Here is a 26801-nt window from a genome sequence, read left to right as displayed (position 1 = left end):
CGCGGGCGCTGCCGGACCGGTTGCCGGCGCGCTGCTGGGCGTGGTCCCGCAGTGCGGCTTTTCGGCCATGGCGGCCACGCTCTACGCCGGTCGCGTGGTGACGCTCGGCACGCTCGTGGCGGTGTTTCTCTCCACGTCCGATGAGATGCTGCCCATGTTGGTGGCCGAGCGGGTCGACGCGGGGTTGCTGTTCCGTGTGCTGGGGCTGAAGGTGCTGGTCGCTCTCATCACGGGCGTGCTTGCCGACCTCGCCATCCGCGCGCTGCGCAAAAACGCCCGCGTGCACGCGTTCTTGCGTCGCACGGTGTTCTCGGTGCGTCGCGACGGCATGGAGGCCGACGTGGTAGATCAGATGGCCGAGGGCGGGGAGACTGCCGAGCACATTTGCCGTCTGTGCGAACAGGATCATTGCGGTTGCGGGCATGATCACGTACATGCGCATGGAGACGAGCACGGCCATGCGCACGGTCATGAGCGCGGCTATGAGCACGGTCATGAGGATGCCGACGGTCACGTGGCGGGTTGCGACCATGATCACGGCCACGGCCACGGCCACAGCCACGCGGGCGGGCGCTTCGGAATCGTCGGGTCGATCTTGATGAGCGCCGTCTCGCACACCGTGCAGGTGAGTCTCTTCATTTTCCTGGTGACGTTCGCGCTAGTGCTCGTTCTGGAAACGGTGGGTGAGGATGCCTTGGCCGCGTTCCTCTCGGGCAACCAGCTACTCGCGGTGTTCGCCTCGGCGCTGGTGGGCCTGGTGCCCAACTGCTCGGCGAGCGTGGTCATCACGCAGCTCTACCTGGAGGGCGTGCTGGGCTTCGCGCCGCTCATGGCCGGCCTGCTCACGTCTGCCGGCGTGGGGTACCTGGTGCTGTTCCGCACCAACCGCCATCCGCGTGAGAACGCCGTGATCGTGGTTGGGCTGTTCTTGGTTGCATGCGTTTGGGGTCTGGTGTTCGCAGCGCTTGGGATGTAAGGCGCCGTCTGGTGCGTTTGTAAGGGGGCCTCGGTGCCAGAGCGGTACCGAGGCCTCTTTGCGTTTGAGGCGGGCGTGAAGGGGGGGTGCGGTTAGCTGTCGAGAGCCTCGCGCAGGAGCTGGGCGAGGTTGCGCTGGAAGCGTTCACGGTCGTCGTCGGTGAAGGCGGCCGGCCCCTGCGTGCGTCCGCCCGCGCGTCGGACCTTCTTCTCCTCGTGGCGGATGAACAGCTGCATATCGATGGTGGCCTTGTTGTAGATGTGCCCGCGCACGCCGATGGCGGCAGCTCCGCGGCCGAGTACCATGCTGGCAAGGCCGATGTCCTGCGTGACCACCACGTCGCTGGGCTCCAGGCGCTCGATGATGGCAAAGTCCGCGCTGTCGGCGCCGCATGAGACATCGAGGGTCTCGGCCCAAAAGCCGGGATGCGTGGCGTCGCGCCCGCGGGCGTGTTCGGCGTCGCGCGGGTCGTCGCGGCGGATGCGGCGGGCGAGGTTTTGCGTGGAGTTTCCGGCGATGAGCACGGGGATGCGCGCCGAGCGTGCGCAGGCGAGCGCCTCACGTGTGACCGGGCACGCGTCGGCGTCGATGATGAGGGTGGGGAAGCTGCATGAGGTGCAGTCTTCATTATTCATTTCGAGCGTATCGGCAAGAGCCTCGTCAGATTGATGTGCCGTCATGCTTCCTTCTCCGTTCTCGATCGTTCGAGCATTTATATCTTATCAACGGAATGTGCCCGCTCTTTATTTGCCGAAAGACAGACGGTACTCTTAGCTGAGTGATATACCCTTGATGGAAGGACCGGCAAGGTGATTACCGGAGCAGCGAAAAATAAGGTTGACGCCATCTGGCAGAAGATGTGGGAGGGCGGCATCACCAACCCGCTCGACGTTATCAGCAACTTGACGTACCTCATGTTCATGCGCTCTCTCGAGATACAACAACACTAACTGCCAGGACGCCCGTTCCCTCTGCAGGGATGGGGACTTGCTTTAATGGTTTTGGAGCAGTGTCGTTCTGACCGGTAGCCCAGTTGGTTAACGGTGGAAGGGAATTAAAATGACCGAAAAAATAAACGATGATACTGAAAATAATAAAGAGGAAAATGACGACTGTGTACAATCTCCTAATAATAAAAAGCGTTTTGCAGTCTTTGCAGCGTTGGGTCTGGCATTAGCCATTGGTAGCGGAGGTGCATATTACGCTTATGACTATGCTCAAGATTGCAGTCAGCACAATCAGCAACTTGAAGTTATTTTTTAATGATTCTATAAAGGCTGCCAAGTCAATTGATGTTGATCAAAGCACTTTAACTTATGAAACAAGGCTCAATACTATTAATGACGCATATGAGGCTAAATCGAATTTAGAAAAAGAACTTAAAGATGACAAGTATAAGTACGCAGATGGCACTTCTCCTAATTGGGGTGCCGTAATTGGTTGCTATGACAATGTCATTACAAAGTGCAAAGAAGCGCAAATCGATAATTGGAATGCAAAAGTTCAAGAGCATGTGACTTTTGACGTTAATTCTTCTAGTAATGTTGAAGAATTGGAGCAGCATATTAATAGCCTTAATGGGTTAAATGCTGAAATCACTAATGAAGATGCTCGCGAATATATTCTTGATGCTGATGAGAAAGCTAAAACCAATTTAGAGAATACTATCCAAGAGCAAGTTGCACGTTATCAGGGCCGTATTGAAGCTGTAAAGCAGGAGCAGAAGAAGGCTGAAGAGGAGCGCCAGGCGGCTGCTGCTAATCGCCAAAATAATAGTCGTAATAACTATTCTGGTTCTTCTAATAGTGGCGGCGGCGGTTCTAATTTCGGTGGTCCTTCATCTGGCGGTAAAGTTGTCATTTCATGGATGGATTTTTATGATGAAAATGGTAACTTCATTGAGAGGGTTTATAAATATAGTGATGGGACCTATAGCGACCCCTATGCATTTTTCTAACTGTTAAAAGGCCTGGGCATGTCTATTAAAGCTGCCCATTCATTTAGGAATATAGGGCAAAAGCTTTTCCAGTTCCGGGCCGTCTACGCAGGTAGATGGCCCTTTTTGTGACTTTAAACTCGCCGCTGGCTATAAGCAATCGGACAAAAACTGTATCCCCGAGACTGACGTTCCCGCAGGTAGACACCCTGTTGCTGAAGCCTTAATAAAATATCTGCGGGGGTTCGTCGTATAGTTCGCGAGATGCCCGCCCTGCGGGTCGAAGATGGAGAGGAGTGAGATGGCGTCGGTGGACAGCTGGCGGGGCGCCGCTCCGCCAGCGGGACGTCCCCCACGGTTCGTAAGGACGGCAACGACGCGTGCTCCACGCGGATGGGATCTGGCTCGCGCACGTTCACGAACGATAAGCTGATGGGCGCTGCCCCCTTCCCATTGCGGCTCGTTTCGGAGGGAACGCTGTTCGCCCACATCGATCCCGCCCTAACGGGGGCAGTGCCCTGTCGAGCACAAACGGTGCGGCGGAGAAACCGAATGCCCGCCTCCGGGACATGCTCGGAAACCGCTGCGGGAGATCGCGCGCGCAGGGTGAAGGCGGTGTCCTGATGATGCCACATGCACTCGGGTGCCGCCAGGACTGCCGCCGAGAAACTTGCCGCGACGCCGACATCGACCTGCCCTACAGGGCCTGCTCGGTCTCGTCGAAGCGTGGTGACGGCGACCCGGAGCGGGGCCACAGGGCCGTGTGGGAGGAGTCCCACCACGGGGGTCCGTTCCCCTGGTGGCTCGATTGACGACGGAGACGCCCGTTCAATCGGAAGGTGCTAATTGTCCTATAACTCTCAAAGAGGAATCTGATCAGGCCCCCCACGCATTCGACCATTGGGGTCGCCTTTCACTTCGCCCGATCCGGCTGGTTCGACTGAGCCGCTTTTCGCCCAGCCTTCTGCGTGCCGGCGGCAAGTGGCGCTGCCGACCGTGGGTTTCCGCTTACCGCTCCTCGTCCGTCTCTTCCTCAAACGTATGCCAATTCCGATGGCTCCTGTTCAAGCCAAGCAGCGACTTGACCTTGGACAGGAGCCATTCGACCATGTTGAACCAGAGCCGTTCAAAGATGAGGACCGCAGTCAAAATGAGAATCCATGTCCCGATGTCCCGCAGCATCGCACCTCACCTCGGGTTGCTTGCCTATTTTGTTGCGAACTCGTTCTGGAAGAAGGACGTGAAGGCCTCCAGCTCATCTTTCTGATACAGGTAGATGTACAGGCTCTCATCCTCAAGCCATTCGTAGGCGTTGATGCCTATGTAGCCCTTCCGGTCGGGATAGATGATGAAGGCATCGGTCGGGTACTTGTTCCGATACGCCTTGTGGATCTCTTCACGACGGTAATAGGTGGGGTCTCCGTATCCGGAAAGGTCCGGGACGGTCGGAACCGCAACGATGGTGCGGGTCGCCTCGTTCCAACCAACGATGAGGTTGCCGATTTGGGTCTTGCTGCCGTGGACAAAGCCGTAGTTGAAGCGTCTGACATCCTCAGTGTATCCGACGATGAGGCGATAGCTGTCACCTTGGTCGACGGCCCGGTTGAACAGGGCCCGGAGTTTCTCGGCGTTTGCCGCGCTCTTTTCCATATCCGGCTCGGGTCCCTTGAAGAGCTTACCAAACAATCCCATGGCGTCCTCCCAACGCTTGAGGTGGGTTTTGCTAATCTTAGAGTTCGCGAGTGCGTGTCGTAGTGGAAAATCCGTCAGCGGCGGGATGTTCGCCGTGAATACGTGTTCGATTGGTCCCCGTGCGACATCGGGCTCTACCGCCGCCTGGACGACGGACCCTCCTTCAGGGCGAGCCAAATTCCCGTCGATTCATCCATCTGGGACCTCCTTCGACGGCGCTTCATGCCTCGCGATGGGACTCGTTCCCTGCGATAATGATATCGATTCGTCAGGACACGGTCAGATGCCGGCGGCTAAGGACAGAGGCCAAGCGGAGGGGGCCGGGGCCCAGGCCGAGAAAGACGGGGAAAAATGAGCGTTCGGCAAAAAGGGAATCGCATTGCCATCATCGGTTTTACGGTGTTCGGGTGCGCGCTCGCCGTCATCGGTGTTGCCCTCATCGCGACGGGTCGCCTTTGCATCACGTCGCCGCGCCGTCTTGCCGATCAGTACGGGCCGATTCTTGCTGAGAGCGGGCGAGATGGGGAGGGCCCTGCCGCTGGTGATTTCGTAACCGCGTTCGGCTTTGATTTCGACTCCGACGGCATTCCCGACAACGATGATGTCCTCGCCGCCGCCCTCGCCTACATCCAGACCCGTCCGCACTACAAGAGCGTCTATTACCCTTCAGGTTATCCCGATGACGAACACGGCGTCTGCACCGATGTGGTTGCCATCGCGTGCCGGGAGGCGGGTTACGACCTTCAGGCACTCGTCGCGGCCGACGTTGCGCGGCGTCCAGAGGCCTATGCGATCGAGATTCCGGATCCGGCGATCGATTTCCGTCGCACGCCCAATCTCAAGGTCTTTTTCGATGCTCATGCGCAGCGCCTCACGTCCGACGCGCGCAACATTTCTGAATGGCGCGGTGGGGACATTGTCTTGTATGAGGGGCACATCGGGATTGTCTCCGACCGTCGCAATGAGCGCGGCGTTCCGTATCTCATTCATCATTCCGGGCCGTTTCAGTTGCGCTATGAGGAAGACAAGCTGCAAAGCTATGGACACATCGTCGGGCATTATCGTCTGGATCCCACATGCTTCGCGCTGCTGTCACAGGGCGCAGATTCGCATGATTCCGCTACCTGACTTGGGCAGCTCTTCAAAGGTGGCGCCGCAATGAAAATCAAGGGCCTCATATTCTTCGGCATCGATGGGACGCTCGCGCGCGGCGTCATTTCGGCCCGCTATCGCGCGTGCGCGGCTATCGCATTCCGTAGCCAAGCGGCGCAGCCGGCGACGTTGCCATCGTAATAGGCGGTGAAACGCTCATCTGCGACGTACATCTCCGCGAGACCCCTGTGCGCTTCGGGCGTGTAGAAGTTCCAGGTGAATTCGAGCCACTCCCGATGGAGGCGATAGATGCGTTCTCCCTCGTCGCCTGTGGGGTCGGCATTCGCGTTTACGGCCGCTTCGAGCGATTCGTTGATCGTACGCCCCAGCTCCTGGAAGCGCTCGAACTCGCTCTCGCTCAGGTTGAGCATCTTGCGGTTTGCCTCGTCCGCGGCGGTGTCGCCCCACCGCTCGCGCACCTCGGTACCGTGCTCGCGCTCGTTTTGTTCCACGAGCTCGCGCTTCATGCCCTCGAACTTCGCCTTATCGTCCATGGGGACTCCCTTCTCGATGTGCTCGATTGTGCGTTCGACGGTGCGGATGAGGGTATCGAGTCGCTCTCGTTCGGCCCTGAGCGTTCCAAGGTGACGCGCGAGCGTTCGCCGGCGCTCCTCTTCCGTTGCGCTCAGGGCGCTTGGAATCTCCGCCACGCTCATCCCCATGTGGCGCAAGAGCAAGATTTCCTGCAAGCGGTCGAGGTCCGCAGGGCTGTAGCGGCGATATCCGTTGGTTGTTCGCGCGGGTACGAGCAGTCCCGTCTCTTCGTAATATCTGAGCGTTCGGGTTGAGACCCCCACGATGTCGGAGACTTCTCCGATGCCATAGGCCTTGTTCGCGCTCACATGCCCCTCCCGTTCCGTTTCGCCCGTAGGATAAACCTTTACGTAGCGTGAAGGTCAAGGGGTCGTTTTTGTGGGTTCAGATAGACAAAACCGCCCAGGCCTTTTGCGGGGGCCCGGGCGGCGAGTATCGGTGTTGGGTTGCGGACGATGCACAAACGGTGCGCGTCGCGAACGCCGCTAGCGTGAGATCTTTCCAAAGGTGAACGCACGGACGAGCAGCACGCCGCCCAGCACCGCGAGCGCGATGCCAGAGAAGACAATCATCAGGTCGACCGATTCGAGCGGGAACATGAACACGGTGATGCCCGCGACAATCGACAATACGCCGGAGAGAATGGAGAGACCGCGGTTGTGCACCATGCCCGTCTCGACGAGGGTCACCACGCCCTCGATAATCCAGCCGAATCCGATTGCGATGGCTGCGAGCGTCGCGAGGGCCGCAGCGGATGCGGTCTGGTTCTTCAGCATGATGATGCCGCAGAAGAGCAGCAAGAGGCTGGAGAGGATGTTGAGCGCGCGCCAGCCCGCAGGCATGAAGGGCGTGCCCACGGCCACACCGATGCGCACGACGCTTGCGATAATGAAGTATGCTCCGAGGATGACAGCGAGCACCACGAGTGTCTTCACGGGCCAGATGAGCAGGGCGGCGCCGCCGATGAGTCCGACTACTCCGGTTACGCCGTATAGGAACCTGACCGCCTTGACACCACGGTCGATCATCCCAAACTCGTCAAAGCAGAAGGGGTCGATGTGCCGTTCGCCCTCGTCGTCGATGAATTCTCTCATGGCCACTCCAATCGACAGAAGTTAGATAACGTACATATGTAATCCTACCCATGCGAAAGGAAAGGGATACCTTTGGACCCTGCGAGCGCTGTCAGCTCATCGATTGATACAATCGGAACACATTGATATGAGCAAATGCGACATCCGTAAACATGATGTTGCATCGAGTGGGGGCTTCGATGAGCGGTGATTTGTATCTGGTTCGACACGGCCAGACCATGTTCAACGAAAAGCGCGTTATCCAGGGCTGGTGCGACGCCCCGCTCACGTCGGAGGGCGAGGAGCAGGCGGAGCGCATCGGGCGGTACTTTGCGCGCGAGGGGATCGCGTTCGACCATGCGTACACCTCAACGCTGACGCGCACCCAGCAGACGATTGAGCGCATTGTGGATATGCCTTACGAGCGCGTGGAAGACCTGCGCGAATGGGGCTTCGGGGCCTTCGAGGGCGAGCGGGTCGACCTTATGCCACCGTTTCCCTGGGGCGACTTCTACGTTCCGTTTGGTGGGGAGGGGCAGCTGGCCGTCCGTACCCGCGTGAGCGATGCCCTGGCACGGATTATGGAACAACCTGGGCATGAGAGCGTTTTGGTGGTGAGTCACGGGTCGGCGTGCCGTGAGTTTCTGACCAAGTGGGTGCCCGATGGCGGTTTTGGCTGCGGTAAGGTGCCGGGCAACTGCAGTGTTATGCATTTCACATTCGACAAGGGCGCGTTCGAGCTGGTCGAGATCCTCGAGCAGAATGAGTTGCGGGATTTGCTCGGGGAGTAGGAATTTCACTCCCGGTGTGCTTCGAAGCTTGTTGTTGATTGGGTTGTGGCCGGCATACCGCTCGCCCAGCTGGATTCAGGGTTTAGACGAAATGTATAATTCGCGTCTATTTGCTTTGCATCATGCATAAGTTTTTGCATCTGAGGCGACGCGCATCGTATGTTTTTCGAAGTGTGGTCAAAATACCCTGATTGTGCGCTGAAGGGTTTTGTCGCGGGCGACAAAACCCCAGGATTGCCTAAGACGAATCTTTACGTGTGAGCGGCTCTGTCCTGCCGGGCTGGAGGCTTGCGGCAAAACCGCAGGATTGGTGAAGGCGGGAAAATATGCAAGGCAGAAACCGGAAGGATTTGAGCGCACAATCAGGGTATTTTGACCAAATGCTCGGTTTTACATGAAAATGGCCTTCCTTTTGAAGAAGGGAGGCCATGCGAATCACCGGTTTTGCCAGGTGAGCGCCTTGCGAAACGATTGCTATTTCGCGATGCGATGGATGAACAGGCCACTGCGCAGCTTGGGCTCGAACCACGTGGATTTGGGCGGCATAACCTCGCCGGCGTCGGCTACGGCGAGCAACTGGTCGATGCTCGTCGCGCACATCGTGAACGCAACGCCCTCGGCGCCCGCTTTGCACTCAAGCTCCTCGGTTCCGCGGATGCCGCCGACGAAGGAGATGCGCGGATCGGTGCGGGGGTCCTTGATTCCAAAAATAGGAGACAAGATACAGTTCTGCAGGATTGAGCAATCAAGTGAGTTTGCTGGGTTGGAGGCCACTTCGTCATCTTGACTCGATTCACCGCTGTGGCGCTCGTCATCCTCGGCCGATCCCGTCTCGGCGTTGATGCCGCCGCTGGCATTCTCCGCGGCATAGACCCTCGGGTTGGGGTCGTCCGCCCGCAGCTCGTACCAGGTGCCGTCGGTGTACATCCCGAACACGCCGTGTTCGCGCGGTTCCACCGGCCCCTCCGCCTCCACGATGCCGAATCCTGCGCCGCTCAGCACCTCGAGCAGCTCGTACGTGTCGAGTCCGTTGCGGTCGGAAACCACGCGGTTGTACGGCAGGATGGTGAGCTGGTTGGCGGGGAACAGGACGGAGAGGACGTAGTTGAACGGCTCCTTGCCGGTGTAGGTGCCTGCCGCCCGCGTTTCTTCGCGCATGCGGCGTGCGACCTTCACGGCGCTTGCGGCCCGATGATGCCCGTCGGCGATATAGGCGCACGGAATCGTGCCGAGCATGGCACGCAGCGCATCGACGGCATCGTGGCGCACGACCTCCCAGACGGTCTGGTGCACGCCCTCATCATCGGTGAAGTCGTACAACGGGGTGGAGGTCGTGGCCGCGCCGACGATCATATCGAGCACGGGCTGGTCGCGGTAGGTGAGGAAGATCGGTCCCGTCTGGCAACCGAGCGCTTCGATGTGCTCGATGCGGTCGCGTTCCTTATCTTCGCGCGTAAGCTCATGGCGCTTGATGACGCCACTTTCGAATTCGTCGACGGCGCACACGCAGACGATGCCGGTCTGCACGTGTCCCTCCCAGGCAAGGCGGTAGATGTAATACGCCAGGTTGCGGTCCTCCACGAAGGTCCCGTCCTCGAGGCGCTCGTGCAGCAGCTCCGCTCCACGCGCGTATACCTCTGGTGCGTACATGTCCTGATCAGCGGGAAACTGCGTCTCGGGTCGGTCGATGTTCAAGAAGGAGAGTGGCCTGTCCTCGACGTACTCGGCCGCCTCGCCGCGGTCAAAGACGTCATAGGGAAGAGCTGCCACCTCGGCGGCGTGCTCGGGGACAGGGCGAATGCAAGGGAAGGGAAGCGCTCTCATGGACGGTCCTCTCGCGCGGGTCGATCACATATGGCGTTATCGTACCCCGCCTGCGCCACGATGGATGAAAAAAGCGGGGCTCGGGCGTAAACTCGAGCCCCGCTTTCGCGAGCGTCGCCGCGTGGTGCCGAAAAGCCGGTCTCGCCGCGTGCGAATTCCTACCCGTTTTGTCCCGGGTGCACCATCGCGAGCGTAGCTGGGCACGGTCTGCGTGTAGTCTGCCGCGGCCCGCGCTTCCCGAGTGCGGCCTGCGCTATTTCTCGTTCTGGCAATCGCCGAAGTGCCCCAGGCGCTCAAATTTCTCGAGGTCGGTTTCCGCCATACCCTGTTGCATGCCCTCGAGACGCTTGGTGTACATGGGATCGTTCTCGTCGTTCCAGATCTTCTCGGCCACGGGCGCCCACGCCGCCGCGCCGGCAACGGTCTTGCGGCGGAGGTCCTCCGGGGTCTCCGGCTCCACCAGGTCGGTTCCGTGCGCACCGGATTCGGCGACGAGCCGGCCGAGCTCGTAGGGGTTCTCGAGCATGGGGCAGGGCCGCAGGTGATTGTCGTTGAACGGCTGGTTCTCGTAGTATTTCATGAACAACGGCGATTTAAGGGCCTCGAGCAGCGTGACGTCGTGGATGTTGACGTTGCTGTAGTGGATGAACACGCAGGGCTCGACGTCACCCGCGGCGTTGATGTGCAGGTAGCGGCGGCCGCCGGCGATGCAGCCTCCCACGAACTCGCCATCGTTTTGGAAGTCCATGGTGAACAGCTCCTTCTTGGAGCGCATGTCACGCACGAAGTGGTACATGCGCTCGCGCTGCTCGGGAGTGGGCATGAGCGAGGCGGGCGAGGAGGCTCCCACGGGCATGTAGTGGAAGTACCAGCAGAACAGCGCGCCCTTCTCGATCATCCAATCCATGTTCGCCTCGGTTGCCACGGCGTCGGCGTTCTCGCGCGTCCAGCAGCAGGAGATGCCGAACGGCAGGCCGTTTTCGCGAAGCAGGTTCATGGCGCGCTCGATCTTGGCGTACGTGCCCTTGCCGCGGCGAGCGTCGGTCGTGCCCTCGTCACCCTCGGCGGAGATGGCGGGAACAAAGTTGCCCACGCGGATCATTTCCTGGCAGAACGCCTCGTCGATGAGCGTCGCGTTGGTGAAGCACAGAAAGGCGCAATCCTGGTGCTTTTCGCACAGGCGGATGAGGTCGTCTTTGCGCACGAGCGGCTCGCCGCCGGTGTAGATGTAGATATGGCAGCCGAGCTCCTTGCCTTGGCAGATGATGGAGTCGATGTCCTCGAAGGAAAGGTTGAGCGCGTGTCCGTATTCAGCCGCCCAGCAGCCCGTGCAACGCAGGTTGCAGGCGCTCGTGGGGTCGAGCAGGATCGCATACGGGATGTTGCACTGATGTTTTTCGCGCATCCTTTCCTGCTGGGGCCATGCCAGGACGCTGCAGTCCACAATGAGCGTCTTGAGCAGCTTGGTGCGTACTTCGGGGTTGAGGTCGAAGATTCGCATCATGAGTCGGTACCAGTTATTGCGTTCGCGGATCGCGGCGTCGAAGGCTCGGCGTTGCGAGGGGAGCACATACTCGGGGACGAATTTGTCCACGAGCGTCATGATGGTGTCGATGTTCTTCTCGGGGTCCTCGTCGAGATAGTCGATGATTTTGTTGAGGGCCGCTCGTTCCGCCACTTGTGTGAGTGCCATGCTGTTCCTTCTTTCGACGCACTGGAGGCGACGCGGGGCATGCCTACAGTTCGAGTCGCGAAGACGGAGGAACGACTCGCCGCGTCGCCTTGCCGTGAATAGTAACAGCTGTGGTATATTCTACAAATGTGGAATAAGCAACTGTGTCTATTCAACGAAGTGCAGATAGATGTGGGTTTTGCCTCAAAGGATACGAGCTGTGGAGGAGTAAAGGGTATGGATGGGTGCCGTTTGAGGATGGTCGAGGAGCGAGGGGCCTCAAAGGCGTCCGCGCCGTCTGCGTCCCAGTGCGAGCGCATCGACCGTCGCGTGCTCCGCTCGCGTGCGGCTATGGTCGCGGCGTTCGAGGACCTGTTGGCGGAGAAGGCCTATGAGGACATCACGGTCACCGACATCGCGCGTAAGGCCGATGTGGACCGCAAGACCTTTTACAAGCACTTCGGGTCGATCGACGGCCTGCTCGCTTATGTGCTTGATAGCCATATCGACGATATCGTGGAGAACACGCACGGGTTGCTGGCATGCACGGGGGAAAGCGAGCAAGGCGGCTTTGCCGTTCGCATCCAGGTGTTTTTCGAGATGGTGAACAGGGCCATCATGGAGAATATCTCGCTCAAGCGGCGCGTGTTCGAGTGCGTTCCCTTCGACCTGATGTTCACCTGCATCAAGCAGTCCATGTATGAGGAACTTGAGCGTTACTGCATGATCCCGGCGAGCGTGCGCTCCGATCAGCTCGACTATTACCTCTCGTTCGTGTTCGGCGGGATTTTGTCGGCGTACCGGCAATGGATCATGATGGGCGGCGATACCCCCATCGAGAACGTCTCGAGCGCGGCGAGCGCCCTGGTTGCCCGCGGCCTTTCCTCGCTTGAGGGGTTCGAGCCCGCCGAAAGCGGCCTCGCCCCGGGCGCTCCGCGCGCGGTGGAAGAGCTCGGGGCGTAGGCGCTCTGCGCTTTATTTGATGACGCGCACGCGATACATGGACGGAATCGTTCTCAGTGCTGCGATGGTGGCCTCGTCGAGGTGCTCGTCGGTGTCGAACATCGTGTAGGCATTTTCGCCGGCGCTCTCGTTGACCATGCGTTGCACATTGGCGTTGTCTTTTGCGAGGACTGCGGTGATCTGGCCGATCATGTTGGGCACGTTTGCGTGCAGGCATCCGATGCGGCTCGCGGCCCGGGCCTTGCCCATGGAGCAGGTCGGGTAGTTGACCGAATGGGCGATGTTGCCGTTCTCGAGATAGTCCTTGAGCTCGGAGATGGCCATGTCCGCGCAGTTCGCCTCGGCCTCCTTGGTGCCTGCGCCCGAGTGCGTGGTGATGAAGGTCCGCGGCATGCGAACCGTCTTGGGCGTGGCGAAATCGCAGGCGAACCAGGAAAGCTTGCCGGCGCGCAGTGCGGCGTCGACCGCGTCCTCGTCGATGATGGATTCGCGTGCGAAATTGACGAGCACCGCACCGGGTGCGAGCAACTCGAGCTGGTCGGTCGAGATCATCCCGACGGTATCTGCCTTTGCAGGCACGTGCAAGGTGAGGTAGTCGCATCCGCGGCAGAGGTCCTCGAGCGTGCCCACGCGCTGGACCTCGCGATTGAGTGACCAGGCGTTCTCGACTGAGATGAACGGGTCGTAGCCAAAGACGTCCATGCCGAGCTCCACGCAGGCGTTTGCCACGCGGGACCCCACGTTGCCGAGGCCCACCACGCCCACACGTTTGCCTCGGATCTCGCGCCCCACGAACGCCTTCTTGGCCTTCTCGGCATCCACGAGGATGTCGGGGTCGTCGGCGTTATCGCGCACCCATTGCATGGCTTGGACGATCCCGCGGCTCGACATGATCATCATAGCGATGACGATCTCCTTCACGGCGTTGGCGTTGGCGCCTGGGGAGTTGAACACCACGACGCCCCGTCGCGCGTACTCCTCGATGGGGATGTTGTTCACGCCCGCGCCGCAGCGTCCGATGGCGCGGATGCCCGCCGGAAGTTCGTAGCCGTGCAGGTCGGTGGATCGCATGAGGATGGCGTCCGCGTCCTCGGTACGTTCGACCAGCTCGTACCCCGCTCCGAAGTCGACCTGTCCGTCTTTGGTGATGTCATCGATGGTCTTGATATATCGCATGGTGAGTTCCTCCGTATCCCGGCGACCGGCACCCATGGGGTCCGGCGCTCAGACAGTCCTGCTCGCACGAAGAGCCCACTGGGCTCTTCGGCTCGTGCGGAAACTCGCGGCGGACCTCATGGGTGCCGTCCTTGCGTTCCGTAGCAGAAATAACAAATGGTGCTGACGAAGCAGAATGAATGGGGCGTCGAGCCCCTAGATAGATCGGCCGCCTCGGGAGGCCTCGAACTCGCGCATACATGTTGCCAACGCGCCGACGGAGTCCATGGTCACGGCATTGTAGATGCTTGCTCGCAAGCCGCCCGCCATGCGATGGCCCTTGATACCTTCGATGCCGCGCTCCCGGGCATAGGCTATGAAGGCCTCGTCCGTCTCGGCGTCGCACGTGCGGAAGGTGACGTTGCTCATGGAGCGGCTTTTGGGATCTGCCGTGCCCTGGAAGAGGTCGCTATCGTCGATGGTGCGGTAGAGCAAGTCGGCCTTTGCTCGGTTGCGCTGCGCCATGGCGACGAGCCCGTCGGTCTGCTCGATCCAGCGGAAGACCTTTCCGCACAGGTAGATGCCAAAGGTGTTGGGCGTGTTGTACATGGAGCCCTTTTCGGCTTGGACGCGCAAATCCAGGTAGGTGGGGCATATGTCGGCGCGAGCCGGCCCGTTTGCGATGAGGTCCTCACGCACGATCACCACGGTCACGCCCGCGGGCCCCGCGTTTTTCTGCGCGCCGGCGAACAGCAGACCGTAGCGCTCGATGTCGAGCGGACCGGATAGGAAGCAGCTTGACACGTCGGCGACGAGCGGCGTGTCCGCGCAGTCGGGGAGGGTGTGGAACCGCGTTCCGAAGATGGTGTTGTTCTGGCAGATGTAAACGTAGTCGAGGTCACCCGATGCCGCGCGATTCTCGACCGCGCCGAGCTCGGGGATGCGGTCGAAGTTCGAGGCCTCGCTGCTCGCAAGCACCTCGGCGTCTCCGTATTTGCACCCTTCGCGCCAGGCGAGTTTGGCGAAATTGCCGCTCACCACGTATCCGGCTCGTCCCCGGCGCATGAGGTTCAACGGGATGCCCGCAAACTGCAGGGTCGCACCGCCTTGCAGGAACAGCACGCGGTAGGAAGGCGGGATGTCGAGCAGGCGGCGCAAGGTGGCCTCCGCATCCTCGATGATGGCGCGATACGCCTCGGATCGATGGCTCATCTCCAGTACGGACATGCCGGTCCCGGCGTAGTCGAAAAGCTCGTCCTGCGCTTCGCGCAGGACGCATTGGGGCAGTGCGGCGGGGCCGGCTGAGAAGTTGTGTACGCGTGCCATGGTGGGGCCTCTCTCGGATGTCGTGCCATTGCCAAGACTTTAGCATCATAAAGTGCTTGTTGTGTCGGTATTGGTCGAAGCGTTCATTTGTTTACACGACGTGCCTTCGACTGGATGAGCGCGGCCTCGAGTGCGAAGCGCGGTACAATAACCCTAACGTTCAAGTTGACCTTTAAGGGGTACAGATGGCCATCTTCGTCGTCTCGGACATCCACGGGCATGCGCGCGCCTTCGACCGCGTCCTCGAGCTTGCGCAGCCCGGTTCGGACGACACCGTCTTTGTGCTCGGCGATATGGTCGATCGCGGCCCCGACCCGTTGGGCGTGATCGACATAGTCCGCGCGCTTCCGAATGTGCGCGTGCTCATGGGCAACCATGAGGAGATGCTCTACGAGTCGCTCGAGAGTGGTGACGAGCGCGACAAGCTTACCTGGCACATGAACGGCGGCTACACCACCTACGAGCAGCTCGAGCAATTGCCGCGCGATCGCTATGTGGACGTTATGGACTGGCTCGTGAACCTGCCCACGTTCGCGGTGGTGGAGGTCGATGATCGCAGGCCCTCCGCGGCGCGGGGCGATCGCAGGAGCTACCTGCTTGCCCATGCCGGTGTGGACGCGCCGCGCCTTCGGGCCTCCCTGGATGCGCTCGGTGTCTCTTACAGCGAGGCGGAAGGGTATGCCGCGGCGACCCCGGACGATCTGCTCGCAGCCATGATCGAGCAGGACGTGAACGACCTGCTGTGGATCAGGCGCGAGTTTTGGTCGACGCCGACGGGCCTGGTGGGAACGAGCGGCTTGGGGCCGGTGGTGGTTGCGGGGCACACCCCTTCGATCTCGATGCCGCGTTACGCCTCGCTCATGTGCGGGTCGGGGGTTGACGAAGACCTGCGCGGTGTGATGGTTGAGGTCGGCTGCTCGCGTGACACTGGCGGCGTCGCGGATCGCGTCTGCATCGATTGCTCCGCCGCAGCGGGCCATCCCAGTGGCCGCGTGGGCATTATGCGCCTTGAAGATCGCCGCGTGTGGCTCGCCGACATCGAGGAGGGCGAGTAAGCCGCGTTGCGAGGCCGTCATGCGCCGGAACGGCTCTATGCGTGGAACGGGGAGCGGTTTTTCTCGGATAGGTCCTGCCTGATGCGGTGGTACTCGATCGACAGCAGAACGAGAAGCAGCACCATAGAGGCGAGGTATCCCGCCACGGCGCCGGTAAGGCCCATGAGCCAGATGAGCGCGGTGGGGACCACCAGGGAGAACGCGAAGGTGATCGCGTAGGGCTTGGTGGCGGAACTCTGTCGGCGCAGCACCGTGATGATGGCGTAGAGGAAATCGATCGCCGCGCTCACGCCGCCCGCGACGATCATCAGGTAGGCGATTCCGCGATACGCCTCAAAATCCACGCCGTACATGAAGCTCATGATCGGTATCCCCAACCAGCCCATGAACACGAGTGTACCGGCGGTCATGAGCGTGATGACGGCGATCATCGCCAGGACGATCAGATCGAATTTGCGGCGCCTGCGAGGGTTCGACCAGATGTTGGCGAGTCTCAGCAGTTGCGGTTTGTACAGGAACCCGGCGGCGAGCAGGATGCCTTGGGCGGGGAAGAACAGCGCGTTGAAGTACAGCTGGCTGTCGTAGGGGAGCATGCCCTCCATGGCGAACTTGGGCACGCTCTCGATGAGGTTGAACATGAAGAGGGCCGAGAAGAGCGGGAGGCAGTGACGGAACAGCCCGCCGATCTCCAACGGGCTCATGCGTCTCGAGGCTTCGGTTTCCAGAAGGGCGAGCGGAATCGTGACCAGGATGAGGGTGGCGACGGTCGCCAGGCCCGCGGCCGCGCCCGCCAGGGCGATGCTGCGCGTGATGAACAACAGTACGCTGAAGGCGATGATGACCGAGACCGATCTGAGCGCCTGGCTGATGCCGGCGAGGTAGAGCTTGTCCGCCTGTTGCAACCGTCCTTCGTACACATCGGCGAGCCCGTCGACGATCTTGTAGATGTAGATGCCGATGGAGAGCATGAGCATGGTGGCATCGTATCCACGAACGGTGCAGTACAACAGGCCCGCCGCAAGCGCCAGCAGGGAGGTGAGCCAGCGTTGCGCCTGATATGAGGCGAACGAGCACTTCTCGTCGATATCGGATACCTGATAGGTGCGCACGCCGAAGTTCGAGAGGAACATCAAGAGGGTTCCCGCGGCGAACGCCATGGAGAACATGCCCGCCTGTTCGATGCCTGTGAGCTGGGTTGCCACGACGGTCAGCACCGGGAAGACCATGCCCCATGCGCCGGTGCCCACGGTGTTCCACAGGTAATCGCGTGCGGTCTCCCCGCTGCCGTACTCGGCTTCCTGCACGGCAAGGCCGCCGTCGTAAACGGCGGCGATCAGTCGTGTCCACCATGCGTCGACCAGCCGCGCGATCGGGCCGGGCTCGTGTTTGGAGGGGCCGTCGGCGGCTTTCCCCGCCTGCGCGACCGCGCTCGCGTGCGGGTTTCCGAATAACGTCACGCTGCGCTTGCGTTCGTGCCGCTCGTGGAGCGAGCGGACCTTGTCGCGCAGGTTGTCGAGAGGGTGCAGGGGCACGGTTCCTCCAATCGGTCGTCTCGGCGCGAGGTGGGCTTATCGCGGCGGGGCTGGGTTGCAAGCAGGATGCGGGGGTTGAAAATGTCAATGCCGAGCCTGCTGAATGGTACGATGTTTCAGCGTGAGCGGTGACGGGGGAAGTCGCCGTGAGCGTCGCGCGGCATTACCGCCGCCCGTGAGACCGGACATAGTACATCGGAGATCGTTAGGAGTCGCCGTGTCAATCGCTGCCCTTGCTGTTCCATTCGTATTGGCATTGTTGCCCATTATCTGGTTGGTCGTTGCGCTCATCGCGCTGCACCTTCCCGCGTGGAAGGCCGCCATCGGGTCCTTCGTTATCGCTTGCGGATTGGCGCTCACTTGGTGGGGCATGTCCGCCATCGAGGTCGCTACCGCGAGCATCGAGGGTTTCGTCATGGCACTGTGGCCTATCGTCCTCGTCATCATCGCTGCGGTGTTCACATACAACCTGTGCGTGCGCACGGGGGCCATGGACGTGATCGGCTCCATGATCACCTCGCTTTCTCGTGACCGTCGCGTGCTCGCGCTGCTTGTGGCCTGGTGCTTCGGTGGTTTCATGGAGGGCATGAGCGGCTTTGGCACCGCCGTTGCCATTCCCGCCGGCATGCTCGCCGCCCTTGGCTTCCCGCCGCTGCAGGCCGTTCTCGTCTGCCTGGTCGCCAACGGCGTCCCGACCTGCTTCGGCTCCGTCGGCGTTCCCACGGTATCCCTCGCGGGCCTCACGGGTCTCGATCCCATTCAGCTCGCGTTCACCGAGATGCTGCAGATCGCCCCCTTCTTCGTCATCGTGCCTTTCATCATCGTCATGATCGCGGCGGAGCCTGCGAACGATGCCTCGGCAAAGCTTGGCCTGGCCGCCCGTCTGCGCGGTGCGGGTATGATCGCTCTGGCTTCGGGCGTCGCGTATGCGCTGCCGTCGCTGGTGGTCGCCGCCTTTGTCGGCCCCGAGCTCACGGTCGTGGTCGGTTCGCTGTGCTCCCTGCTCGTCACCGCCATGCTTGCCCGTCGTCAAAAGACGGTCGCGCCCGAGTTCGAGATGCACGTGGATGCTGCCGAGCGCGTCACGCCCCGTCGCGCCCTGCGTGCCTGGTCCTGCTTCATCTTGATCTTCGTGCTGCTGCTGTTGACGTCCAAGCTCGTGCCCGCGGTCAACGCCTGGCTCGCTCAGTTCTCGAGTTCCGTCACGATTTTTAGCGGCGCCGACCCCTCGACTGTCACGTTCATGTGGGTGAACACGCCGGGCGTGTGGATCTTCATCGCCGCGTTCGTGGGCGGGCTCATCCAAGGCGCGACGCCGCGCGTGATGGGCGAGGTTCTTGTGGCCACGGTCAAGCAGATGATGCCCACCGTCATCACGATGCTCGCCGTCCTCGGATGCGCCAAGGTCATGGGCTACGCCGGGATGATCGGCGCTGTCTCCTCCTTCTGCATCGCCGTCACCGGCTCACTGTTCCCGCTCATGGCTCCGGTCATCGGCGCGGTCGGTGCGTTCGTCACGGGCTCCGGTACGAGCTCGGGACTGCTGTTCGGATCGGTGCAGCTGCAGGCCGCCGAGGCTCTGGGCATGGATCCGTATTGGATCGTGGCTTTGAACTCCCTCGGTGTCGGCGCGGGCAAGATGATTTCGCCCCAGTCGCTCGCCATCGGAATGGCCGCCGTCCAGGTCACCGGGGCCGAGGGCAAGCTGCTTTCCCGCGTGCTGCCCATCGCGGTCGTGTTCGTGGTGCTGATGGCCGCACTTGGTCTGGGTGGTGCTGTGCTCTAGCGCCCGTCTGCCATCCAGTCGCCCAGGCCCTTGCACATAATCCCTTCGACCGTGGTTCCGCTTCGCTTCACAGAAACGGTCTGCAGGAATATGCTCCAGGGCCTGGGCTACGGCAGCGCAGCCGGAAGGCGCCGGAGGGTTTCCCCGCAGCGCGTTTTTGTGGAGCGCAGCGGAACCACGCGCGAAGGGGAAATCCCGCAGGGGCCTTCCGCGGTGGGGATAGATGTATGAAAAAGGAGCCCCGTGCAGGTGGATGCACGGGGCTCCATTGCGTTGGTTTTACGCGGGCACTAGGCGCGCGGGCCGGCGTTTTTCACGTTCTCGGGCAGGTGGGCGTACTTCTTCTCGAAGTTCTCCTGGAACATGCCGGCGAGCTTCTTGGCTGTGGCGTCGTACTCCTCCTTGCTGGACCAGCACTTCCACGGGACCATGACCTCATCGGGAACACCGGGGCAGCTGGTGGGGATGTCCAGGTTGAAGACGTCGTCGTGAATGAACTCGGCCTGCTCGAGCGTGCCGTCGAGCGCTGCGTTGACGTTGATGCGGTTGTAGTCGAGCGGAATGCGGTGACCAACGCCGTAGGAGCCCTCGACCCAACCGGTGTTCACCAGGTAGACGCGGGTCTTGCCGGAGGCGATGCGCTCACCGAGCATGTCGGCGTAGACCATGGGGTCGAGCGGCATGAACGGCTCGCCGAACAGGGCCGAGAAGGTGGGGACGGGCTCCTTGATGCCCAGCTCGGTGCCGGCGACCTTGGAGGTGAAGCCGCTCACGAAGTGGTACATGGCAGCGTCTGCGGACAGGCGGGAGATGGGGGGCAGCACGCCGAAGGCGTCGCAGGTGAGGAAGATGACCGCGGTGGGCTCGCCGCCCGCGCCCTCGAGGCAGCTGTTGGGGATGTGCTCGACGGGGTAGCCGACGCGCGTGTTCTGCGTGAGGGAGACGTCCGCATAATCGGGCTCGCGGTGCTCGTTCAAGATCACGTTCTCGCACAGGGCGCCGAACTTCACGGCGCGGAAGATCTCGGGCTCGCGCTCCTCGGTGAGGCCGTCGCACTTTGCGTAGCAGCCGCCCTCGAGGTTGAAGATGCCCTCGCCCATGGCCCAGCCGTGCTCGTCGTCACCGATGAGCAGGCGCTTGGGGTCGGCGGAGAGGGTGGTCTTGCCGGTGCCGGACAGGCCGAAGAACACGGCGGTGTCGCGGGACTCGGGGTCCATGGAGGCCGAGCAGTGCATGGGCAGCACCTTGTCCTCGACGGGGAGCAGGTAGTTCATGACGGAGAAGACGGACTTCTTGATCTCGCCGGAGTACTCGGTGCCGGCCACGACCACGACGCGCTCGGCGAAGTTCACGAGCACGGCGGCCTCGGAGTTCAGGCCCTCGATCGTGGGGTCGCACTTGTAGCCGGGGGCGGCGAGGATGGTGAAATCGGGTTCGCCGTAGGCGGCGCGCTCCTCATCGGTGGGGCGGACGAGGAGTTGCGTGATGAACAGGGCCTGGCTGGCACGCTCGCAGGCGACCATGAACTTGCGGGCGTGGGCGCGGTCGGCGCCGGCGAGGCCGCGCACGACGTAGAGGTCGCGCTCGCCGAGGTATGCCGCAACGCCGTCGCGGACCTTCTCGTAGCTTTCCTGGGAGATGGGAACGTTCACGTTGCCCCAGGCGATGGTGTCGTGCACGTCGGGGGTGTCCACCACGAAGCGATCCTTGGGGCTGCGGCCGGTGTATTTGCCGGTTTCGACCACGAGGGAGCCGTTGGACGCGAGCTTGCCCTCATGATGAGCGAGCGCCTCCTCGACGAGCTCGGCGGGGACCATGTCGAGGTGGATGGAGTCTGCGCCGGCATGGACGCCGTAGCCCTCCAGAACCTTGGTGACGGAATCAGTAGCCATTGTGATCCTCCTCAGGATGGGGTTCGGTATCGATTTCTCGATGCACTTGAGCGCTGCGGAGGGCTGTCGTGCCGCCCTGGATATGCGCGTGCATGTCAAAGTGCGTCGCGAAAAACGTTTTACCATTGCATCGAGGTATTAGTACCGCATCTGCGAGGGGGTTCATGCGTGGTATTCGGCAAGGGCCACGCGTCATTCGGCGGGCGGTAGGTTTTCAACCGTCTGTGCGCCCTGGGTGCGGCCTGCGGCCCGTTGCGCGTCCATGGGAATGACGATGGCGAAGTGCCGCTGCGGCTTGCGAGGCTAGGACTTCGTCTCCATCTTGGCCCGGCAGCGCGGGCAGGTCACGCGGAGCTTGCCCTTGCCCTTGGGCACGGACAAGATCTGCCCGCAGTTGGGGCACTTGAGGAAACGCGAGGTCTTGCGCTCCTTCCACATCTTCTGGGCGGTGCGCTTCGCGCGCTCGTACTCGATGTTGGGAACGGCGGAGGCAGCGGAGCCGCCGGAGGCGTTGCGACCGGCAGGGGTGATGGGGCCGAGGTGTGCAACGAGGTTGCCCAGCACGGGGACGCGCTTGGAGAAGGAGCGGAACGCGTTGTTCTCGTTGCAGCGGACGGTGATGTTCTTGGAGAACGCGCGCGCGAGTGCGAGCAGCACGATCGCGAGCGCGATCCACGTCAGCGGGTCGAGGTTTGCGATGGTGCCGATGAGGGCGAGCAGCATACCTGCGCCGCCGAGCACGCAGGTGAGCTCATCGACTCCGTAACGGTCTTTCATGAAATCGTTCATGGGTGCCTTTCCCTGTCTGCGCCCGCCGCGCGAACGCCGTCCATGTCATGGTCTCACGGTACCCGTATCCGGGCGCCGCGCTACCACGATACCCCTATTTCGCCAGCTTCTCCACGATGGCTTCGATTTCTGCGAGCTTGGCGTCACGCTCGACCTGCGTTCCCTGGGCGAGTGCCTGCTGCACGCAGCCTCCGATGTGGGCCTTGAGGACGTCGGCGTTGATGCGTCCGATGAGGGATTGCGTTGCCATGAGTTGCGTTGAGATGTCGATGCAGTAGCGGTCCTCCTCGACCATCTTCATGATGCCCTCGATCTGGCCGCGGGCGGTCTTGAGCAGGCGCATGGTCTTATCACGGTCGGCCATCATGGGCGGTTACGCTTCCTGCACGGACAGAGCGCGGAATTTCTCGCCCGCGCCGTTCACGGCCTCGGCGAGCTGTTCGGTCATGACGTCATCGGAGCACTCGACGGTCACGGTCTGCGTCTCGTGGTCGGCGTCGGCGTCGGTCACGCCCGCGACGTTGAGCAGCGCCGTTTCGACGGTGGCGTCGCAGTGGCCGCACATGAGGCCCTCGGTCTTGATGATGTAGTTCATGGTTGTTCCTCTCTCTTTTCGTCTCAATTGGGGACAGGCACCGATTGAGACATTTCATACGATGGCGTTCCGACGTCTCAATCGGTGCCTGTCCCCAATTGAGACGGTTGGTCGATGCGCCTGGGCTGGAAGGTCCTCAGGCGCAGGGCGTTGCCCACCACGCACAGGCTCGACAGGCTCATGGCCGAGGCGCCAAACATGGGCGAGAGCTGCCAGCCGAGCAGCGGGTAGAACACGCCGGCGGCGAGCGGGATGCCGAGGGCGTTGTAGAACAGCGCCCAGAACAGGTCCTGCTTGATGTTGCGGATGACGGCGCGGGAGAGCTCGATCGCACGCGGGACGTCCATGAGGTCGCTCTTCATGAGGATCACGTCGGCGCCTTCTTTGGCCACGTCTGCGCCCGCGCCGATCGCCAGCCCCACGTCGGCGCGTGCCAGGGCGGGGGAGTCGTTGATGCCGTCTCCCACCATGGCGACCGTGTCGCCGTCGCCCTGCAGCTCGCGCACCACGCGCTCCTTGTCGGCGGGCATGACGCCGGCGATGACCTCGCTCACGCCGACTTTCGCGGCAATGGCGCGCGCGGTGGTTTCGTTGTCACCCGTGAGCATGATGGTGCGGATGCCGAGCTTGCCGAGGGCGGCTATGGCCGCCGCGCTCGTTGCCTTGACGTCGTCGGCGACTGCGATGATGCCCACGAGCTCGCCGTTCTTGGCGAAAAGAAGCGGTGTTTTGCCCGCGCGGGCGAGCTCGTCCAGGGCGGCGCGATCGACGACCACACCAAGCTCGTCCATGAGGGCGGCGTTGCCGGCGGCGATTGCGTTGGCACCCTCGCGTGCCGTCACGCCTCGACCTGGAATGGCTGCGAAGTCTTGGACGGTACGGGCCACGATTCCCAGCTCATCGGCCCGTGCCATGATGGCCTCCGCGAGTGGGTGCTCGCTGGTGCGCTCGAGGGCGGCGGCAAGCTTCATGAGTGCCTTTTCGCTCATGACGGGCGAACCGTCTGCGCGGCGGGCGGGCATGACGTCTGTCACGGTCGGTTTGCCCGCTGTGATGGTCCCCGTCTTGTCGAGGACCACGGCACGAACGTCGTGCAGCGTCTCGAGTGCCTCGGCGCTCTTGAACAAGATGCCCATCTCGGCACCGCGCCCGGTTCCTACCATGATCGCGACGGGCGTGGCGAGGCCTAGGGCGCACGGGCAGCTGATGACCACGACGGCGACGGCCGAGGTGAGTGCTTCGTTCACGTTGCCGCCCGTGGCGATGAGCCACACGACGAAGGTGACGGCGGCAATGGCGAGCACGACAGGCACGAACACGCCGGCGACCTTGTCGGCCAGGCGTGCGATGGGGGCCTTGGTGGCGTTGGCGTCCTCGACCAGGCGGATGATACGCGCGAGGTCGGTGTCGGCACCCACGCGTGTGGCGCGGAAGGTAAAGGAGCCGGTGCGGTTGACGGTGGCGGCGCTCACGGTATCGCCGATGCGCTTCTCCACCGGCATGGACTCGCCGGTCAGCGCGCTCTCGTCCACGGCCGAGGAGCCCTCCAGTACCACGCCGTCGACGGGGATCGCCTCGCCCGGACGCACCAGGATGGTCTGGCCGAGCTGGATGTCATCGGCGTTCACAGTGGTTTGCATACCGTCCTCGCCGACGACCGTTGCGGTCTTGGGGGCGAGGTCGATGAGACGCTCGATGGCGCCGCCCGTCTTGGACTTGCTGCGCGTCTCCATATACTTGCCCACGGTGACGAGCGCCAGGATGGTGCCCGCGCTCTCGAGGTAGAGGTTGTCCATGCCGACCATATGCGCGGCATGCGGGTCGCCCGCGGTGAGGGCTGCCGCGATGCGATAGATGCCGACGATCGACCAGCCGATGCTGGCTGCCGAGCCGATGGCGATGAGGGCGTCCATGGTGGGCGCGCCGTGGATGAGCGATTTGAACCCGTTGATGAAGTACGAGTCGTTCACATAGACGATGGGAGCGAGCAGGAGCAGCTCGGTGAGCGCCACGTTCATGATGTTCTCGGGCGCTCCGAAAAACGCGGGAAGCGGCCAGCCGAGCATATGACCCATGCCGAGGTAGAACAGCGGGATGAGGAAGGCGATGGATATGATGAGGCGCCCACGCATGGCGCGTGCCTGGGCCTCGAGTTTTTTGGTGGGGGACTCCAGGCGCGGGGCGGCCGCGGAGGCACCGGTGCCTGCGTTGCTGCCCACCTCGACGGGGGAGGCGGCGTAGCCCGCGCGGTCGACGGCGGCGCAGATCGCATCGGCGTCGACGGCGTCCTCGTCGTAGTCGACGGCCATGGAGCCGGCGAGCAGGTTCACGGCGACGTTCGAGACGCCCTCGAGGTTGCCCACGGCGCGGTCGACATGTGCCTGGCACGCCGCGCAGGTCATGCCGCGTACGTCGAATGTCTGATGAGCCAAGTGCAGCTCCTTTCGTAGCATTATCGAGTCTCAGTATACCCCACCCCCCAGGGGTATCCATGCCTGGAATGTGCATTTGGAATGTGCGTTTGGGGACGGGTGCAAATTGCACATGCGGCCAAATCGCGCATGCGGCAAGCGGCCGTTGTCATTTTGCCAGGCGGTTTTGCAGCGGCGGAATGCCAATGCGGGGTATATATGGGCAGACGAGAGAATGGAGCGTGAACATGGGCTTCTTTTCGGAGTTTTCAAAGGCCTACAACGGGGACGAGGCGGGCGATCGATTCCTGGTGGCGGGTGACCCTGTGACATGTCCTCATTGCGGCGGGACCCATTTCTTTTCAAAAACAGCGCTGCTCGACTCGCGAGGGGCATCTCTTTTGAACGTTGACTGGGCATGCAAAGGGGCCACCGTTCTGATTTGCTCGAGATGTGGACACGTCGACTGGTTCGCGGGGAGCGGCTTGGTAGAGAAGTTCTAAAGCTATTCGGCGATTATTCGCTCGGATGTGTTAATCGGAGCCAGAATTGGCGACGAGCGCATTCTGCACATTGGGGAGATGTGTAATTTGCACCCGTCCCCAAATTGCGCATCTGCAGCCCGTATACTTTCCAGCGGTGGAATCTGCTCCACGTGTTCGCGTCAATGCCGTTGGCGAACACGCTCCACCGCGCGGACCGGCCCGCGCACCACTTGTGCATATCGACCCCACAGCGCGGACGGTTTGGCGAGCGCACCCATGTCGGGTGCCGCTGCTGCCGCTTGCCGCGCGGAAATGGACCATTTTGACTTCCACCAACGTCACCGAATTCGATACGACTTCTTCCGGGGCTCCCGCCCCGTCTTTCGCCGACCTCGGCCTTTCCGAGGAGGTTCTCTCCGCCGTCGCCGACATGGGCTACACCGCCCCGACGCCGGTTCAGGCCGCCTCGATTCCGCATGCCCTCGATGGGGAGGATGTTCTCGCCGCCGCTCAGACGGGCACGGGCAAGACGGCCGCCTTCCTGCTTCCCACCATGAACAACCTGCCTCACGTGCCCCGCTCCCGCGCTCGCGGCCGCGTTGCCGCCCAGGGCCCGCTCATGCTCGTCGTCACGCCCACGCGCGAGCTCGCCCAGCAGATCGAGGAGGTCTGTCGAGCGATTGCCCGTCGAACCGGGCACACGAGCGTCACCGTGGTGGGCGGCGTGAGCTACAACCCGCAGCGCGACAAACTCAAGCGCGGCTGCGACATCCTCATCGCCACCCCCGGTCGCCTGCAGGACCTCATCGACCAGGGCGCCTGCTCGCTCGACCAGGTGCAGGTGCTTGTCCTCGACGAGGCCGACCGCATGCTCGACATGGGCTTTCTACCCGCCGTCCGCCGCATCGTGAGCTATACGCGCGACGACCGTCAGACCCTGCTGTTCTCCGCGACCTTGGATGAGCAGGCCGTGGGTTCCATCACCGACTTGGTGACCGATCCCGCCCGTGTCGAGATCGCGCCCGTCACCTCCACGGCCGACACGGTTGAGCAGTACGTGCTCCCGGTATCCCTCGAATCCAAGAACGCGCTGCTCGCGGATGTTCTCAAGCGCGAGGGATCCAATCGCGTGATCGTGTTCTGCCGCACCAAGCACCGCGCC

General features: G+C 62.0%; 24 protein-coding genes. 10 read left to right on the top strand and 14 right to left on the bottom strand.

Annotation, left to right across the window (positions count from 1 at the left end; translation table 11 throughout):
* The coding region (locus COLINT_RS03465; RefSeq protein WP_006722977.1) for a putative manganese transporter at positions 1–976 on the top strand (976 nt) is incomplete at its 5' end.
* Between the two features lie 92 nt (positions 977–1068).
* Here the strand turns inward: COLINT_RS03465 and COLINT_RS03460 are convergent.
* Positions 1069–1611, bottom strand: a complete 543-nt coding sequence (locus COLINT_RS03460) for a YaiI/YqxD family protein (protein WP_050750564.1) — start codon at positions 1609–1611, stop codon at positions 1069–1071.
* Positions 1612–1785: 174 nt separating this feature from the next.
* On the opposite strand from COLINT_RS03460, the gene COLINT_RS08305 reads away from it, so the two are divergent.
* From COLINT_RS08305 to COLINT_RS08490, 3 genes are all read left to right on the top strand, one after another.
* A complete protein-coding gene (locus tag COLINT_RS08305) occupies positions 1786–1926 on the top strand; it encodes a type I restriction-modification system subunit M N-terminal domain-containing protein (RefSeq protein WP_006722975.1) in 141 nt (46 codons plus the stop codon).
* A 109-nt stretch (positions 1927–2035) separates the two neighbouring features.
* On the top strand, positions 2036–2239 hold the full coding sequence (locus tag COLINT_RS08620; protein ID WP_006722974.1) for a flagellar basal body-associated FliL family protein: 204 nt from the start codon (positions 2036–2038) through the stop codon (positions 2237–2239).
* Complete coding sequence (locus COLINT_RS08490; RefSeq protein WP_156780315.1) at positions 2184–2933, top strand: hypothetical protein; 750 nt, start codon at positions 2184–2186, stop codon at positions 2931–2933. The genes COLINT_RS08620 and COLINT_RS08490 overlap by 56 nt, the downstream gene beginning before the upstream one ends.
* Before the next feature lie 1185 nt (positions 2934–4118).
* On the opposite strand, the gene COLINT_RS03450 is transcribed toward COLINT_RS08490, so the two are convergent.
* Positions 4119–4604 carry a hypothetical protein gene (locus COLINT_RS03450; protein WP_039910312.1) on the bottom strand — a complete coding sequence of 162 codons (486 nt, stop codon included), beginning with the start codon at positions 4602–4604 and terminating at the stop codon, positions 4119–4121.
* Positions 4605–4955: 351 nt separating this feature from the next.
* On the opposite strand from COLINT_RS03450, the gene COLINT_RS03445 reads away from it, so the two are divergent.
* The gene (locus tag COLINT_RS03445; RefSeq protein WP_006722968.1) at positions 4956–5732 is read left to right on the top strand and encodes a DUF1287 domain-containing protein; all 777 of its coding nucleotides are present in this window, start codon (positions 4956–4958) and stop codon (positions 5730–5732) included.
* 98 nt (positions 5733–5830) lie between these two features.
* On the opposite strand, the gene COLINT_RS03440 is transcribed toward COLINT_RS03445, so the two are convergent.
* Positions 5831–6598, bottom strand: coding sequence for a MerR family transcriptional regulator (locus tag COLINT_RS03440; protein ID WP_006722967.1), 768 nt, complete (start codon positions 6596–6598; stop codon positions 5831–5833).
* A 177-nt stretch (positions 6599–6775) separates the two neighbouring features.
* Positions 6776–7384 (bottom strand): HdeD family acid-resistance protein, encoded by a 609-nt coding sequence (locus COLINT_RS03435; RefSeq protein WP_006722966.1) that lies wholly within the window; start codon positions 7382–7384, stop codon positions 6776–6778.
* Between the two features lie 179 nt (positions 7385–7563).
* Here COLINT_RS03435 and COLINT_RS03430 point away from each other — a divergent pair, with 179 nt between their 5' ends.
* Entirely contained in the window at positions 7564–8154 is a 591-nt protein-coding gene (locus COLINT_RS03430; protein WP_039910311.1) for a histidine phosphatase family protein, read from the top strand.
* 474 nt (positions 8155–8628) lie between these two features.
* On the opposite strand, the gene COLINT_RS03425 is transcribed toward COLINT_RS03430, so the two are convergent.
* Positions 8629–9978, bottom strand: coding sequence for a DUF1015 domain-containing protein (locus COLINT_RS03425; RefSeq protein WP_006722962.1), 1350 nt, complete (start codon positions 9976–9978; stop codon positions 8629–8631).
* 253 nt (positions 9979–10231) lie between these two features.
* Positions 10232–11671, bottom strand: coding sequence for a radical SAM protein (locus COLINT_RS03420; protein WP_006722960.1), 1440 nt, complete (start codon positions 11669–11671; stop codon positions 10232–10234).
* Between the two features lie 216 nt (positions 11672–11887).
* Between COLINT_RS03420 and COLINT_RS08130 the strand changes: the two genes are divergently transcribed.
* Positions 11888–12613 carry a TetR/AcrR family transcriptional regulator gene (locus COLINT_RS08130; RefSeq protein ID WP_156780314.1) on the top strand — a complete coding sequence of 242 codons (726 nt, stop codon included), beginning with the start codon at positions 11888–11890 and terminating at the stop codon, positions 12611–12613.
* A gap of 12 nt (positions 12614–12625) precedes the next feature.
* Here COLINT_RS08130 and COLINT_RS03410 read toward each other — a convergent pair whose 3' ends face one another.
* Positions 12626–13789: a phosphoglycerate dehydrogenase gene (locus tag COLINT_RS03410; protein ID WP_039910310.1), complete on the bottom strand. Its 1164-nt coding sequence runs from the start codon at positions 13787–13789 to the stop codon at positions 12626–12628.
* Between the two features lie 195 nt (positions 13790–13984).
* A complete protein-coding gene (serC, locus tag COLINT_RS03405) occupies positions 13985–15094 on the bottom strand; it encodes a 3-phosphoserine/phosphohydroxythreonine transaminase (protein WP_006722957.1) in 1110 nt (369 codons plus the stop codon).
* Between the two features lie 185 nt (positions 15095–15279).
* On the opposite strand from serC, the gene COLINT_RS03400 reads away from it, so the two are divergent.
* Entirely contained in the window at positions 15280–16149 is an 870-nt protein-coding gene (locus COLINT_RS03400) for a metallophosphoesterase family protein (protein ID WP_006722956.1), read from the top strand.
* Positions 16150–16184: 35 nt separating this feature from the next.
* Here the strand turns inward: COLINT_RS03400 and COLINT_RS03395 are convergent, their stop codons facing one another.
* On the bottom strand, positions 16185–17681 hold the full coding sequence (locus tag COLINT_RS03395; protein ID WP_006722955.1) for a lipopolysaccharide biosynthesis protein: 1497 nt from the start codon (positions 17679–17681) through the stop codon (positions 16185–16187).
* 217 nt (positions 17682–17898) lie between these two features.
* Here COLINT_RS03395 and COLINT_RS03390 point away from each other — a divergent pair, with 217 nt between their 5' ends.
* A complete protein-coding gene (locus COLINT_RS03390) occupies positions 17899–19467 on the top strand; it encodes an L-lactate permease (RefSeq protein WP_039910307.1) in 1569 nt (522 codons plus the stop codon).
* Between the two features lie 290 nt (positions 19468–19757).
* Here COLINT_RS03390 and pckA read toward each other — a convergent pair whose 3' ends face one another.
* The 5 genes from pckA to COLINT_RS03365 all read right to left on the bottom strand — a co-directional run bounded on the left by pckA (position 19758) and on the right by COLINT_RS03365 (position 25196).
* Complete coding sequence (gene pckA, locus COLINT_RS03385) at positions 19758–21359, bottom strand: phosphoenolpyruvate carboxykinase (ATP) (protein WP_006722953.1); 1602 nt, start codon at positions 21357–21359, stop codon at positions 19758–19760.
* A 303-nt stretch (positions 21360–21662) separates the two neighbouring features.
* The gene (locus COLINT_RS03380; RefSeq protein ID WP_006722951.1) at positions 21663–22148 is read right to left on the bottom strand and encodes a hypothetical protein; all 486 of its coding nucleotides are present in this window, start codon (positions 22146–22148) and stop codon (positions 21663–21665) included.
* 94 nt (positions 22149–22242) lie between these two features.
* Positions 22243–22512, bottom strand: a complete 270-nt coding sequence (locus COLINT_RS03375; protein WP_233418330.1) for a metal-sensing transcriptional repressor — start codon at positions 22510–22512, stop codon at positions 22243–22245.
* A gap of 9 nt (positions 22513–22521) precedes the next feature.
* Entirely contained in the window at positions 22522–22743 is a 222-nt protein-coding gene (locus tag COLINT_RS03370) for a heavy-metal-associated domain-containing protein (protein ID WP_006722949.1), read from the bottom strand.
* Between the two features lie 77 nt (positions 22744–22820).
* Complete coding sequence (locus COLINT_RS03365) at positions 22821–25196, bottom strand: heavy metal translocating P-type ATPase (RefSeq protein WP_006722948.1); 2376 nt, start codon at positions 25194–25196, stop codon at positions 22821–22823.
* Between the two features lie 765 nt (positions 25197–25961).
* On the opposite strand from COLINT_RS03365, the gene COLINT_RS08485 reads away from it, so the two are divergent.
* Positions 25962–26801, top strand: an 840-nt coding sequence (locus tag COLINT_RS08485) for a DEAD/DEAH box helicase (RefSeq protein WP_233418329.1), incomplete at its 3' end; no start/stop codon positions are given.

The organism is Collinsella intestinalis DSM 13280 (genome assembly GCF_000156175.1).
In the GTDB taxonomy this organism is placed as follows: domain Bacteria; phylum Actinomycetota; class Coriobacteriia; order Coriobacteriales; family Coriobacteriaceae; genus Collinsella; species Collinsella intestinalis.
The sequence above is the reverse complement of the archived record's forward strand: the minus strand, read 5'-3'. Positions and strand labels throughout refer to the sequence as shown.